General features: G+C 60.2%; 12 protein-coding genes and 1 riboswitch. Of the genes, 9 read left to right on the top strand and 3 right to left on the bottom strand.

All coding sequences use genetic code 11. From position 1 onward, the window contains the following. Positions 1–87 precede the first annotated feature (87 nt). From NAT23_RS01650 to gpgF, 6 genes are all read left to right on the top strand, one after another. Positions 88–1122, top strand: coding sequence for a CobW family GTP-binding protein (locus NAT23_RS01650; RefSeq protein ID WP_251924864.1), 1035 nt, complete (start codon positions 88–90; stop codon positions 1120–1122). A gap of 71 nt (positions 1123–1193) precedes the next feature. Further along, positions 1194–1826 (top strand): SDR family oxidoreductase, encoded by a 633-nt coding sequence (locus tag NAT23_RS01645; protein ID WP_251924862.1) that lies wholly within the window; start codon positions 1194–1196, stop codon positions 1824–1826. Positions 1827–1912: 86 nt separating this feature from the next. Beyond that, positions 1913–3874 carry an exoribonuclease II gene (locus NAT23_RS01640; protein ID WP_251924860.1) on the top strand — a complete coding sequence of 654 codons (1962 nt, stop codon included), beginning with the start codon at positions 1913–1915 and terminating at the stop codon, positions 3872–3874. Between the two features lie 75 nt (positions 3875–3949). Beyond that, positions 3950–5077, top strand: coding sequence for an N-acetylglucosaminyl phosphatidylglycerol synthase (gene gpgS / locus NAT23_RS01635; protein WP_251924858.1), 1128 nt, complete (start codon positions 3950–3952; stop codon positions 5075–5077). Next, a complete protein-coding gene (gpgD, locus tag NAT23_RS01630) occupies positions 5070–5849 on the top strand; it encodes an N-acetylglucosaminyl phosphatidylglycerol deacetylase (RefSeq protein WP_251924856.1) in 780 nt (259 codons plus the stop codon). Before gpgS ends, gpgD begins: the two co-directional genes overlap by 8 nt. 38 nt (positions 5850–5887) lie before the next feature. After that, positions 5888–6910 (top strand): glucosaminyl phosphatidylglycerol flippase, encoded by a 1023-nt coding sequence (gpgF, locus tag NAT23_RS01625; RefSeq protein ID WP_251924854.1) that lies wholly within the window; start codon positions 5888–5890, stop codon positions 6908–6910. 60 nt (positions 6911–6970) lie between these two features. On the opposite strand, the gene NAT23_RS01620 is transcribed toward gpgF, so the two are convergent. From NAT23_RS01620 to NAT23_RS01610, 3 genes are all read right to left on the bottom strand, one after another. Further along, positions 6971–7147 carry a hypothetical protein gene (locus NAT23_RS01620; protein ID WP_251589832.1) on the bottom strand — a complete coding sequence of 59 codons (177 nt, stop codon included), beginning with the start codon at positions 7145–7147 and terminating at the stop codon, positions 6971–6973. Positions 7148–7213: 66 nt separating this feature from the next. Further along, positions 7214–8707, bottom strand: a complete 1494-nt coding sequence (locus NAT23_RS01615) for a glycine betaine ABC transporter substrate-binding protein (RefSeq protein WP_251924852.1) — start codon at positions 8705–8707, stop codon at positions 7214–7216. After that, positions 8704–9441 (bottom strand): ATP-binding cassette domain-containing protein, encoded by a 738-nt coding sequence (locus NAT23_RS01610; protein ID WP_251924849.1) that lies wholly within the window; start codon positions 9439–9441, stop codon positions 8704–8706. The genes NAT23_RS01615 and NAT23_RS01610 overlap by 4 nt, the downstream gene beginning before the upstream one ends. A 623-nt stretch (positions 9442–10064) precedes the next feature. Between NAT23_RS01610 and NAT23_RS01605 the strand changes: the two genes are divergently transcribed. From NAT23_RS01605 to NAT23_RS01595, 3 genes are all read left to right on the top strand, one after another. After that, positions 10065–12344, top strand: a complete 2280-nt coding sequence (locus NAT23_RS01605; RefSeq protein WP_251924848.1) for a putative bifunctional diguanylate cyclase/phosphodiesterase — start codon at positions 10065–10067, stop codon at positions 12342–12344. A gap of 52 nt (positions 12345–12396) precedes the next feature. Next, positions 12397–12544: riboswitch (FMN riboswitch) on the top strand. A gap of 79 nt (positions 12545–12623) precedes the next feature. Beyond that, entirely contained in the window at positions 12624–13100 is a 477-nt protein-coding gene (locus NAT23_RS01600; RefSeq protein WP_251924845.1) for a 6,7-dimethyl-8-ribityllumazine synthase, read from the top strand. 33 nt (positions 13101–13133) lie between these two features. Further along, complete coding sequence (locus tag NAT23_RS01595; protein WP_251924842.1) at positions 13134–13592, top strand: Lrp/AsnC family transcriptional regulator; 459 nt, start codon at positions 13134–13136, stop codon at positions 13590–13592. Positions 13593–13623 lie beyond the last annotated feature (31 nt).

Below are 13623 nucleotides of genomic sequence, written 5' to 3'. Positions count from 1 at the left end.
TCAACGCCGACAATATAACGGTATAAAAACAACAAAGGCGATCATGGCAAACTACCGACTCACTCATCGAGCGGCCACGAGATCGATATGCCTTCACACACCACCCTGCCCGTCATCGTCGTGAGCGGGTTTCTCGGCAGCGGCAAGACCACCCTGATCAACCGCTGGGTACAGGAACCCGGCATGGCGCGCACACTGGTCATCATCAACGAGTTTGGCGATATCGACCTCGATCATCCCTTGCGCGCTCACGCCCGAGGTGAGGACACGCCAACCACGCTGACCCTGACGGGCGGTTGCATCTGCTGCACGCTCGAAAAGGACCTGCTTCACACCTTGAAAGATGCGCTGTGGCGCTTCGCCCGCGAGGGTACGCCGCAGTTCGACCGCATTCTCATCGAGACCACCGGGGTTGCCAACCCGGCACCGATCGTTCATACGCTGGCAAGCGATGCTCGGCTTGCCAGAAAGCTGCACTTCGAAGGCACCCTCGTAACCGTTGATGGCGCACACGCGGCGCGCTCACTGAGCGCCTACCCGGACGCCAGCGCACAGCTTGCAAGCGCCGATCTGGTGCTCACGACCAAGGCTGACGTGATCACCGCCTCCGAACAGAACGCCCTTGCACGCCTGGTGCGCGCCCATTCACCCCACGCACCGATGCTCGACGCACGCGACACTGAGGGCGCGACGGTGCTCGAGCGCCTGACGCAAGCCGTCAAGGTCGAGGCGCCCTTGACCTTCACCGTACCCGGTACGATGTCACAGCCCAGCTCACTGCTGACCCCGAGCATGGCACCGGCGCACACCGAACGCTTTGAAGTTCACCGCATTCACATCGAGCAGGCCGAGCACCTGAGTGCCGAGTCGCTCGAGCAGGCCATCGACGAGCTGACTAATGATGCCGGTGAGGAGATCGTTCGCTTCAAGGCGCGCCTGAAGAGCCGGACCGGGCGCTGCGTCTATAGCCAGGGCCTGCATCACAGCCGTGCACCGACGCGAACCACCTCGACGGAAAGCGCAGGTGACGAGGGGCTTGAGCTCCTCTTGATCGCACACCGCCCTGCGTCGCCGACGCTCAAAAGCGCCCTGATGCGCCTGGCCAAACGCCTTGAGGGTTGAACTCGGCCTTGAATGAAGCCATGTACATTCAAAGAAATCATGTTACCGGTATAACGCCCAAGGGAGGCCCCATGACCACATTGATCGTTGGCGCGCATGGCAAGATCGGCCAGCGCCTTTGCCAGCTGGCCGTGAACGCCGGCCAGCCCATCAGGGCGCTGGTGCGAAACGAAGAACAGCAAAAGCATCTTGAGGCCCTGGGCGTCGAGACCGTGCTTGGCGATCTTGAAGGTTCGCTCGAGCACGCGTTCAAGGGCTGCGATGAGCTTGTCTTTACCGCCGGCTCCGGCCCCGATACCGGCCTCGACAAGACGCTGATGATCGATCTCAACGGTGCCTACCGCTGCGCGGAGCTTGCAGAAGCCTTCGGCTTCAAGCGCGTCATCATGGTCAGCACCCGCCATACCGACCCACTTGATGGGCCCGAGGCGCTCAAACCCTATCTCTCGGCCAAAAAGGCCGCCGACTACCGCATCGCGCAAAGCCCGGTGCCCCATGTCATCGTGCGTCCGGGCAAGCTGACCGATGAATCCGGAAGCAATCATTTCAGCCAATTTACCGACGGCGCCAATAACGGTGAGGTCTCGCGCGATAACGTGGCTCAGGTGGTGTGTGAACTCATGCGCGATCCCACACTTTTTGAACTCGAGTTCGATCTGCTTGACGGCGAACAGGACTGGTCGTCGTTCAAAAGTGCGCTCTGAGCCGCCAGATCACTGAAAATCCCTTTCCCCATCAAGGGCGACCCCTTATAGTGGGGCGCCCTGACCCGCCAGACACGATTGACACTATGCTGCAAAACAACTCGTTGCTTGCTCAACTCAAGCAAGACATCCGAAGCCAGACTCCGCGCGTTACTGGCACGATCAAGGCCACTGACAAAAGCTATGGCTTCATGGACGGCGATGATGGCAACAGCTATTTCATTCCGCCGCCCCACATGAAAAACGTGATCCATGGTGATCGCGTCGAAGCGGCGCTTCATACCGAAAACGAACGCCAGAGCGTGGAGCCGGAAGTTCTGCTCGAGCCCGGCCTATCCCGTTTCATCGGTCGCGTTAAAAAGCGCGAGGGTCGCGTGTCGGTCGTGCCGGATCACCCCTCGATTCGAAACACCCTGAGCGCACGCCTTGCAAAGCAGGTCGATGACAGCACGATCAATGACGGCGACTGGGTCGAGGCAAAGCTTTTGCGTCACCCGCTAAAACCGGATGATCGCAGCTTCTACGTTCAGGTCGAGGCGTTGATCGCGCCGTCCGATGCCGCCGATGTGCCCTGGCGTGTCACGCTTGCCCGTCACGCACTGGAGCAGGCCTCGCCGAGCGACAAGAGCGAGTGGCCGCTGCTTGAAGACAGCCTTGCGCGGGAAGACCTGACCGACCGGCCGTTTTTCACCATCGACAGCGCCTCTACCCAGGACATGGACGATGCCCTGTGCATTCGCGAACGTGACGAAGGCGGCTGGGTACTGACGGTTGCCATCGCTGATCCGACCGCCTACGTTCAAGCTGGCGACAGTGTCGATCTCGAAGCGCGTCAACGCGCATTCACGGTCTATCTGCCGGGTCAGAACGTCACCATGCTGCCGGAAACGCTGGCCAACGACCTGTGCTCGCTGAAGGAAGATCAGGTGCGTCCGGCGCTTGCCTGCGACATCACCGTCGCCGCCGACGGTAGCATCGAGGGCCACCGTTTTTTTGCCGCCCATGTGACCTCCAAGGCCAAGCTCAGCTACGACAACGTGTCCAACTGGCTCGAAGGCACCGAGGGCGCCACCTGGACACCGGATTTCGATCATGGTGAATCCCAGCTCAAGGCGCTCGAAGCGCTGACCCATGCCCGCTATCAATGGCGCCTGGCCAATGCCCTGGTGTTCGCGGACCGTCCGGATTATGCGTTCGAGCTCGACGAGGTCGGCAACGTGCTGGCCATTCACGCCGAGCCTCGCCGTATCGCCATGCGGATGATCGAAGAATCGATGATTCTTGCCAACATCTGCTGCGCCAAGCATCTGGCCGAGCATGTAGGTCACGGCATCTATAACGTTCATACAGGCGTTGCGCCTGAAAAACGCGACCAGGCGGTCGAGTTTCTGGCAACCCAGGGCGTGGAAGCGACGCCTGACCAGCTTGGCGAACTCGAGCGATTTACCGCCCTTCGCCGTTCGATTGAAGCCAAGGGCGATGCCTGGCTCGACGCGCGTCTGCGCCGCTTCCAGGGCTACGTCACCATCACGGCGACACCCGGCCCCCATTTCGGCATGGGCCTTGATGCTTACGCGACCTGGACCTCGCCGATTCGAAAGTACGGCGACATGATCAACCATCGCCTGCTCAAGCAAACGCTCGCTCAGGGCGAAACAGCGCTGCCGGCCGCGGAAACCGAAACCGAGACCGAACACCTGACCGAGCGTCGCCGGCTGAACCGCATGGCCGAACGCGACGTCAAGGATTGGCTCTATGTGCGTTTTCTGCGCGAGGCGGCCGAGACCAACCAGCCCTTCGATGCCGAGATCATGGACATCAAACGGGGCGGCATGCGCGTCCGGCTTCTCGACAACGGCGCCACGGTGTTCATGCCAAGCTCGACGCTTCACAGCGACAAGACGGCTGTGGCCATCGATGACAAGGACGGTATCGTTCGTATCAGTGACGCCGTTGCCTACCGACTCGGTGATGCGGTTCGCATCGAACTCAGCGAAGCACGTGAAGACACGCGCTCGTTGATCGGTCGCCCCGCCGCCGCCCAGTAAGCCAAAGCCCGCGTTCGCGGGCCTTGCCTGTTTCACACTCGGCCCGGCGATGGGCCCGACGGAGGTATCGGCACCGTGCACATTGCCGATGTTACGATGTTCTATGCGCCTTCAAGTGGAGGCGTTCGCACCTATATCGATGCCAAGCGCCGTCGCCTGCCTAAGCCTGGGCAGACGCGGCATAGCGTATTCATTCCCGGTACCGAGCACCGCGAGATCGACACCCATCTCTATACCGTGCCGGCGCCGCCGCTGCCCTTCAGTACCGGCTATCGCTTTCCCCTGCGCCGTCACCACTGGTGTCAGGCGCTAGAGCGGCATCGGCCGGACATCATCGAAGCCGGCGACCCGTACGTCACCGGCTGGGCTGTGCGTGACAGCGCCCGGCGCCTTGATGTGCCGGTGGTCGGTTTTTACCACTCCGATTTACCGGTGCTCCTTGGCAAGCGGTTCGGCGCCTCTGTCGAGCGCCTGACCCAGCGCTACGTCAAACGGCTTTATGGGCATTATCAGCGTGTGCTCGCACCGAGTGCCCTGATGGCAAACAAGCTCGAACAGGCAGGCGTACGCCACGTAAGTGTTCAGCCGCTCGGGGTCGATCTCACGACATTTCGTCCGGAACTTGACGACAGCGCACGCGTCAAACGGGAGCTCGGCCTTGATGACGAGACGCGACTTCTGATGTTTGCCGGGCGAGGCTCACCCGAAAAGAACATGCCGATCCTTCTGGAGACCGCCCGTCAACTCGGCGATGGCTATCACCTGCTGTTGGTCGGCTCCAACCTTCCAACGCAGCTGCCCGAGAACGTCAGCTGTACCGACCACTTCTGCACGCCCGATGAGGTCGCCCGGTATATGGCCTCAAGCGATGCCCTGTTGCACGCCGGCACGCAGGAGACCTTTGGATTGATCGTATTGGAAGCCATGGCCTGCGGCACGCCGGTGGTGGCCGTACGCGCAGGCGCGTTGCCGGAAAACGTACCGGAAACCTGTGGGCGCCTGTGCCGCCCGGACGACCCCGCGGCAATGGCCGATGCGGTGCGCTCCCTGTTTGAAAGCGATCAAGACGTGCTTTCTCGACACGCGCGCCAGTTTGTCGAGCGCCGCCACGACTGGGACATCATCGTCGAGCGGCTGCGCGGCCATTATCAGGAACTGCTGACGGGGGCCCCGGCCTCCGAACTGGAAATCGAACATGGCTGAACTTATTCATTCGGGCCGGGACATGCTGGTCGCCCTGCATGATATCGCCCCGCAAACCTGGCAGGACTACCGCCCGTTCGTCGAGGCAGTTGATCGCATGTCGGTCTCGGTTCCGATGACCTGGCTGGTTGTGCCTGAATTTCATCACGGCAAGTCAACCTTCGATGATCCAGCGTTCATGTCGCTTCTGGAATCGCGCCTTGCCAAGGGCGATGAGCTGGTGCTTCACGGCTATTACCACTGTGATGATGGCCCCGCACCCCGCACGCCGAAGGACTACTTCATGCGCCGGCTGTACACCGTCGAAGGCGAGTTCTACGGCCTGGCCGAGCGCGAGGCCACCGAGCGCCTGCACGCCGGCATGGCGCTGTTTGAACGCCAGGGCTGGCCGCTCAAGGGCTTCGTCGCCCCGGCCTGGCTCATGAGCGAGGGCACGCGCTCGGCGCTTCGTACCAGCGGGCTTGATTACACCACCGACCCGAAAACCATCTACAGCCTGCCCGAGTTCGAGGCCCATTCGGCCCCGACCCTGGTCTGGAGCGCCCGCAGTGCCTGGCGTCGCAAGATGTCGTATCTGGTCAACGAACGCGCCAAGCACAAGCATCGTGAGGCTCAGGTCGTAAGGCTCGGGCTGCACCCGGTGGATATGCGCTATTCGGTCGCGTTCGATTACTGGATCAAGGCGATCGAAGACATGCTGGACGAGGGCCGGACGCCGCGCACCAAACATCAATGGCTTTGCGCCGGCCAGCCCCATCGGGCCAGCGCCTGATGCACACCCCTTCTATTTAATCTGCATCGGATGCGGTTATGACACGAACGCTTTGGCTTCTAGGCGCAGGCCTTCTGGCCATATTGCTGGTTCCCCTGTTTCTTGGCGGAAGCGGGCTCTTCGCCCAATTGCAGGATTTTCCGTTGACGCTGTTGTTGACCATGCTTGGCATGATCGTCGTCTGCTGGAACCTGAACGCACTGAAGCTTCGAATCCTTTTGAAAGGGCGAGCGACCGATTTTGGCCACGTGCGGGCCTTCGGCGTCGTGATGGCAAGCGAGTTCGCCATCTGCGCAACCCCCGGCGGCACTGGCGGCCCGCTGACGTTGATCTCACTTTTGACTCGTCACGGCCTGCGCCCGGCCCAGACCACGGCGGTATTCGCCGTCGATCAGTTGATCGACCTTCTGTTCTTTCTGTCTTCCTTGATCGCGCTGTCGATCTACATCCTGATCAAGGCAGTGGATCTGCAGGTAGGCTGGCTTCTGGGCGTGCCGATTCTTTTGCTGACGGTCGGACTTAGCCTTCTTTTTCTGATTGCGCGCTACCACGACCGCGCCATCCGGTTCGTCGCCCAGTGCCTGGTGCGCTTTCGCATCAAACCGGAGCGGCGTCAGCGCTTGAACCGTCGCCTGCTGATCTTTCGGGATTCGCTTCGAGAAACCCTCAAGATGCCGCGCATGCTACTGGTCAGCGCCTTTGTAGTGAGTGTCGCGCACTGGCTGGTACGCTACAGCATTCTCTATTTCACGGTGATCGGCCTTGGCAAGCATCTGGACTGGACCTGGACATTTCTGGTGCAGATGCTGTCAATGGCGGCCGGTCAGCTAACGCTGCTGCCAGGCGGTGCCGGCGGCACCGAACTGAGTTCATCGGCCCTGCTCGCCCCGATTCTTGGCCAGAGCACCACTGCGGCCGCCATCCTGATCTGGCGGGGCATTACGTACTACTTCTATCTGATCGCAGGCGCCCCCATCTTCCTGATGCTGGCCGGCCGCCCCCTGCTCAAGCGCATTCTGCGGGGAAAGACGTCCAAGGATGACTTTCAGGAGCTAAACTGAAAAACGCCGCGACGCGGCGTTTACCCAACTTTCAGATACCTCGACTCGAAACCCCTTGATTCAGTTGCACGAGGACGGCGACTCGGGCCCCGGCACGCACGGCGCAGCCGCAGTTTGAGAGCCTTCATTGTCCACCTTGGGCGGGTCGAGCTTGACCGTATAGTCGCTGCCGCCCCCGCCTGCGCAGCCCGTTAATGCAAGAACGAGCGCCGCGACTGCCAGTGTGTAAGGGTTCATCGCCTTCCTCCTATTTGATTGTTTTCATTACCCAGCATGAAGCCTTCCAGTGTAGCGCCTATGCCGCTAGGCGCCTGTACGGGGGTCAGTGTGTCCGCGCATGTGCGCCGGAATCGCGACACGCTCGATCAGCTCGAACACAAGCTCGGTCACGATCGCAAGCAGCGCCGCCGGGATGGCCCCGTAAAGCACCAATTCGTAGTCGTTGAGTGACAGTCCCGTCACGATCGGATCCCCCAGCCCACCGGCGCCAATGAACGCGGCAAGCGTTGCCGTCCCGATATTGATGACGGCGGCGGTCTTGAGTCCGGTCAGAAGGTTTGGCGCCGCCAGCGGGAGCACGACGTAGCGAAGCTGCTGCCGGCGCGTGAGCCCCATCCCGCGGGCCACCTTCTTGAGCAGCGGATCAACGGTGACCAGGGCGGTGATCGCTGCGCGCACGATTGGCAGCAGTGAATACAGAAACAGCGCAATGATGGCCGGTACCACCCCGATGCCGAAGACCGGCACCATCAGCGCCAACAGCGCAATGGAGGGGATGGTCTGTAAAAGGCCCGTGGTATAGAGAACGCCACGGGCCAGGCGCGGCGTTCGGTAGACCGCAAGCGACAGCGGAAGCCCGACCAGCGCCGCCAGCACCAGCGCAGTCACGGTCAGCTCAAGATGGCGAATCAGATCACTACCAAGGCGCTCGAACCGGGAGATGTGCTCCGGGCCACTGCCCTGGTCGACCAGACCCTGATCAGCCAGAAATTCGTGCGCCACCTGGGCGAAGCTTGCCCCGTCACTCGAGACCTTGGCGTTGAGCGTCTGCATGGCCTCATCGCTTAACCGGCCTTCGAGCCTTGAGAGCGCATCGATGGCCCTTGGCGGTAAATCCTCTCGCACGAAAGGCACCGCCAGATACGCTGGAAAATAGTGCTTGTCGTCTTCAAGCAGGATCAGATCAAAGCGCTTCAGATCGCCGTCGGTCGAGTAGGCGTCGGTCATGTCGATCCGGCCGTTGTTGATGGCCTGATAGGCGATGCCATGCTCGAGCCCGGAGGGCGTTTGAGGAAGCTCATAGGACGCCTTCAGGCCACGCCAGCCATCGTCTCGCTCAATGAACTCATGCGTAAGGCCAAGTCTCAACTCTGGCGCGTCCGTCATGTCGCCCAGGGTTTCAAGCCCCAGTTCGGCGGCCTTTTCCCGTTTGATGGCAAGCGCGTAGGTGTTGTTGAATCCAAGCGGCGGCAGAATGCGAAGCCCTCGACTGCGCGCCTCGTCCTTGAGCGCCGATAGATCGGCTTCTGGCGTCTTAAAAATGGCCTGAGCGATCGTTCCAGTGTATTCGGGGTACACATCCACCTGCCCTTCGGCAAGGGCCTGGTAGGTCACGATTGTTTGACCAAGTCCGAATCGACGCTCGACGTCGAACCCGGCCTGCTCGAGCGTCTGCGCAAACAGCTCACCCAGTAGGTGGCCTTCCCTGTCGGCCTTGCTACCAACCGTCAACTCGGAGGCCATGGCCGGAAGGCTCAGAACGAGCATGAGCACGGCGATAAGACCACGTCGGATCATGCGTCCACCTCCATCAGCCGCTTGACCTGATCGCCGGCCGGACGCGCAGCGATGCCATCAGGGGCGCCCGTTTGCAGAATCTCACCGGGGCCCATCACCACCAGATGATCGGCAAGCTTCATGGCCTCACGCATGTCATGGGTCACCATCACGACCGTGCGCGGCTCGTCACGCTGAAGCGTTTGAAAACGTGCGTGCACGTCCACCCGCGTGATCGGGTCGACCGCTGAAAACGCCTCATCCAGCAAGAGGATCGGCGGATTCAACATCATGGCCCGGCAAAGCCCCACCCGCTGAGCCTGCCCGCCGGAAATCTGATGCGGATACCGCGTGGCAAGCGCCGGGTCGAGCGCCATCAACGCCATCAGCGTTTCAAGGCGCTCGGTACGCTCGGCCTCGCTCCAGCCGGCCAGGCGCGCCAAAAGGGTGATGTTACGCTCAACGGTCATATGCGGCATGAGTCCGATCTGCTGTACGGCGTAGCCCATGCCACGGCGCGTCTCAGGCAGACGCGTGTAGTCAAGCGGTTCACCAAAGATTCGGACCTGACCGGCATCCGGTTGCAGCAAGCCGTTCATCAGGTTTAAAAGTGAGGATTTTCCGCAACCGCTGGCACCGACCAGCGCGGTAATCTGTCGGACCGGGAGCTTGAGATGCAAGTTCTTGAACAGAACCTGCTGCTCGAACGCACACTCGATGTTTGAGCAGGTGATTGCCGGGGCGTCGCCATCCATAGCGTGTGTCCTTTGTTGGTTCTTCGATATGACAGGTCGGGCGTCGATAGGACAGACAAGTCTGGCACAGACATAAAAAAACGCCCCATAGGGGCGTTCGGTTCAGCAATTGCCTTTCTTGGCCTGGCCGGGCGGACAGAACCCTCCCTGCCCGTGATGGCCACCGTGGCCATCATCAATAACGACCGGCGGTTCAGCCGAAATGCGGGCCGGGTGATAGCTGCATGCCGAAACCATCAAGGCAGCCAACACAACAAACAAACAGCGCGGTAGCGACATTAACCTCTCCCCATCTAACGGATTCATTTAAAGCATTTAGAGCGACCAACGCATCACACTGGTGCATCTTGCGCGCTTGAAGGTGCACCGTGCGCCCTTTAAAACGACACGCGGGCGTACTGCGTTTCGCCTGCCCTGCGCCTCATCTGGCGTCGTTCACTACGCTCTTTGCATGGAATGAAAATTCCATGGTGACTTACAGGCACTCATGGTGCATGCAAGACGTGCGCTTGCGACATCAAGCGTCTGGAACAAAAGAGTTATCGGCCATCGCTTCAATTTATTGCATACACCGACGATAAGATACCTATACCATCCAAGGACCGCGCCGCGCAGACTTATACATGGATACTCTGGCCCACTCAATTCCCCCGACGCCCGCCGATTACAAAGCGCGGTTTCTGATCGCGGCGCAGCGTGATTACACCCGAGGCTCGACCCTCTTTTCAGCCGCAGCCCAGGTATTTTGCGCGCTGATCATGCTGTTCGTTCCCGGAGTCAACGGCGAGACCGGCTTACTCCCGCTGTGGGCGGCAGCAATCTGCACGCTCTCAATCACCCTGTTGCTGCTTCAACGCCGATGGCAGAACTGGGACCATAAACTGTTTGAGCGCGCCTTTTTCATCTATAGCCTGCTTCTGGCCGCGTGCTGGGCAGCACTACCGGTCGTCACGTTTCCCGGCACATCACCGGACCTTCAGGTGTTTATAAGCCTTGCCATTGCAGGCGTCATCGGCGCAGGAAGCTTTACCCGGGCCGCCTATCCAAAAGTGTTCGCCACCTGGATTGCGGTGATCTGCACCGGCTGCGCTATTGCCATCAGCATGATGCCCGAGAAGCTTCTATGGCACTTTCTGTTGATCGTTTGCTGTTACTGTCTGGTGATCTCCGTCATCAGTTACAAGCTCTTCAAGACCCTTCAAGCCCGGAGCCACAGCGAGGCTGAACTTGCCCATCGCAACGAGTTCATGGGGGTCTTGCTCAATGAGCTGGAACACTCTTTAAGCGATTGGCTGTGGGAAACCGATGCCCGTTTCACCCTGACCCACATTTCGCCCCGCCTCATGCGAGTGACTCGGATGAACGAGCAGGAGTTGGCGGCGCGCCCGGTCACCGAACTGGTGCGGGAGTTTGCCTGCAACGAAAGCTATCAGGAACTTACCGAGTGCGTTCGGGCACGCAAGCCCTTCAGCCGTGTGGTCGTTCGCTTTGATTTGAAAGGCTCGAGTCACTGGTGGGAAATTACCGGTAAGCCAAGCTTTGATGATTCGGGGCGCTTCATCGGGTACCGAGGCGTCTGCAGCGACGTTACCGCACGTCAGCGAGCAAGTCTCGGCATGGCGTATCTGGCCGAGCATGACAGCCTGACCGGCCTCAAGAACCGTAGCTGGTTTTTGCAGTACCTTCAGGTGCAAACGCAAAAGGATGCCCAGGCCCCCCCGCCGAAACGCCTTGCACTGATGATTGTCGACATCGACAACTTCAAACCGATCAACGACCACTACGGTCACAGCTTTGGTGACAAGTTTCTGGTGCGCTTCTCAGAGCGCCTTCAAAGCGCGCTCGGCGGCTGGACAAGCCACGCGGTTCGCCTGGGCGGCGATGAATTTGCCATTATCCTCCACGTTACCGACCTGGAGGAGGCCAGGGCGTTTTCCCAGACGCTGTTCACGCAATTTCTTACGCCGCTTTCCGTCTACCAGCATGCCATCAAGGCTCAGTTTTCAATCGGCCTGGCCCTTTTGCCACGTGGTGAACACACGACGCCTCAACATCTGATCCTCAACGCCGACATCGCGATGTATGAGGCCAAGCGCCTCGGGGGGCAAACGCTTGTTAATTTCGACCAGGCCCTCGGCGAGCGAATTTCCGAGCGTCAGACACTCATTCACGATCTGAAGGCCGCCCTTGACACCGATCAGCTCTCGCTTTATCTGCAGCCGATCGTCGAGGCCAGCAAGCAAAGCATTGATCACTACGAAGCCCTGCTGCGCTGGAAGCACCCCTCCCGGGGAATGATCGGGCCCGACATATTCATTCCGCTGGCCGAGGAGACCGGCCTGATTCATCCGCTGGGCAACTTCGTGATCAAACAGGCCTGCACCCTACTTGCAGCGCTTCCCGAGACCCAGGGGCTTGCGATCAACCTGTCGGCTCATCAATTGGTCGACCCGGCGCTCTATTCGAATGTCACCGAAGCCTTGCTTGAAGCCAACGTCTCTCCAAGCCGTCTAACGCTTGAGGTCACGGAAAGCGCACTCATGCAAAATGCCACCGAGGCCAAGATTCTACTCGAGCGCTTTCATGCACTCGGTGTATCGCTTGCGCTCGATGACTTCGGCACCGGGTACTCCTCGCTGGCCTACTTGAACCTGTTTCCGTTCGATACGCTCAAGATCGACCGTTCGTTCGTCAAACAGCTTGGAAGCGTCAAGGACAGTCAGCCGATCATCTCGACCATCATTTTGCTTGCCCGTGAACTCGACCTGAGGGTGACCGCCGAGGGGGTCGAAACCGAGGCGCAGGCCATCCTTCTCAACGAACTCGGTTGCCATGCGCTGCAGGGGTATTATTTCGGCCGCCCCAGCCCACTCGAAGACCTGGCCTTGCCGCTGACACACTGATGGTTTTCAACGCGGCCAAGGCCCGCTATTATCGACTCGCCCCCCAAGGGGCATTCGTTCTCAGGGCGGGGTGCAAGTCCCCACCGGCGGTGGTTCGGCACAGTGTGCCGACAAGCCCGCGAGCGCCTGCATCGACAGGGTCAGCAGATCCGGTGAGACTCCGGAGCCGACGGTGATAGTCCGGATGAAAGAGAATGAGATTTCAGCCTGCGCCCATGGCGTTGCCTGCATTCCATGCTCATGCCCTGATTCTGGTGACACGACCTAGAGATAAAAGCCATGAATCAGCTCTCACCTTCAAGTTACGCAACCAATGCCCGTATCGGCTTCATTCAGGCCGACTGGCACAGCGATATTGTTTCCAAGGCACGCCATGGCTTCGGCCAGGCCCTCGAGGCGCTGGGCCTCGATGAACAGCAGATCATCGATGTCACGGTTCCGGGCGTGCTTGAGATTCCACTTCAGGCGCGCCTCATGGCCGAACAGGATCAGTGCGATCTGATCGTTGCAGCCGGGTTCATCGTCGATGGTGGCATTTATCGCCACGACTTCGTCTCAAGCACAGTGATCGATGCCCTGATGCGCGTTCAGCTCGATAGCCTCGTACCTGTGCTTTCCGTGGTGCTCACGCCGCACAATTTCCAGGAAAGCGAGGCGCATGAGGCGTTTTTCCGCGAGCACTTTGTCGCCAAGGGTCAGGAAGCGGCCAACGCCTGCCGCATGACACTTGACAACATGGCAACGCTCAAGCGTTGAGTAACCGGCCCGGTGCGCAGCACCGGGCTGTCCATGCCCATGCTCGACCGCATCGATCTCGCCATTCTCGACATCCTGAAACGCGATGGCCGCATCAGTTTTCAGGCGCTGTCCGAGCGCGTTCATCTAACGCCGCGGCCCTGTCAGGCTCGGGTTCGAAAACTTGAGCGCATGGGTGTCATTCGGGGGTACTGCGCGCTCGTCGATGATTCAGCCGCACGTCCAGGACTCTCCCTTCTGGTCCTGGTCGCGCTGTCGAGTCTGGGCGGCCGCCAGGCTCAACGGCGTTTCGAGGCATTGATGCAAAACTGCGACGAAGTCATCGAGTGCCGCCTGATCAGCGGCGCATTCGATTACAGCCTTCGCATGCAGTGCTCTGATATGGAACACTACCGCCAGCTGACCGAAACGTGGCTGAACCATGCCGAGTTCGAGATCGACAAGCTGGTCAGTAACCCAGAGCTCAGCGTACTCAAACACCCCTACGCCTAAACGCGTGCGCGCGTTAACGTCGCATCTCTCA

The sequence above is a fragment of the Larsenimonas salina genome (assembly GCF_023736155.1).
Classification (GTDB): domain Bacteria; phylum Pseudomonadota; class Gammaproteobacteria; order Pseudomonadales; family Halomonadaceae; genus Larsenimonas; species Larsenimonas salina.
The sequence above is the reverse complement of the archived record's forward strand: the minus strand, read 5'-3'. Positions and strand labels throughout refer to the sequence as shown.

What these genes read in the sequence shown, in the direction of transcription:
- NAT23_RS01600 (WP_251924845.1), top strand. Translation starts at nt 12,624, where the DNA reads ATGAATCAGCTCTCACCTTCAAGTTACGCAACCAATGCCCGTATCGGC.
- gpgD (WP_251924856.1), top strand. Translation starts at nt 5,070, where the DNA reads ATGGCTGAACTTATTCATTCGGGCCGGGACATGCTGGTCGCCCTGCAT.
- gpgF (WP_251924854.1), top strand. Translation starts at nt 5,888, where the DNA reads ATGACACGAACGCTTTGGCTTCTAGGCGCAGGCCTTCTGGCCATATTG.
- NAT23_RS01605 (WP_251924848.1), top strand. Translation starts at nt 10,065, where the DNA reads ATGGATACTCTGGCCCACTCAATTCCCCCGACGCCCGCCGATTACAAA.
- NAT23_RS01645 (WP_251924862.1), top strand. Translation starts at nt 1,194, where the DNA reads ATGACCACATTGATCGTTGGCGCGCATGGCAAGATCGGCCAGCGCCTT.
- NAT23_RS01650 (WP_251924864.1), top strand. Translation starts at nt 88, where the DNA reads ATGCCTTCACACACCACCCTGCCCGTCATCGTCGTGAGCGGGTTTCTC.
- NAT23_RS01615 (WP_251924852.1), bottom strand. Translation starts at nt 8,707, where the DNA reads ATGATCCGACGTGGTCTTATCGCCGTGCTCATGCTCGTTCTGAGCCTT.
- NAT23_RS01620 (WP_251589832.1), bottom strand. Translation starts at nt 7,147, where the DNA reads ATGAACCCTTACACACTGGCAGTCGCGGCGCTCGTTCTTGCATTAACG.
- NAT23_RS01610 (WP_251924849.1), bottom strand. Translation starts at nt 9,441, where the DNA reads ATGGATGGCGACGCCCCGGCAATCACCTGCTCAAACATCGAGTGTGCG.
- NAT23_RS01640 (WP_251924860.1), top strand. Translation starts at nt 1,913, where the DNA reads ATGCTGCAAAACAACTCGTTGCTTGCTCAACTCAAGCAAGACATCCGA.
- NAT23_RS01595 (WP_251924842.1), top strand. Translation starts at nt 13,134, where the DNA reads ATGCCCATGCTCGACCGCATCGATCTCGCCATTCTCGACATCCTGAAA.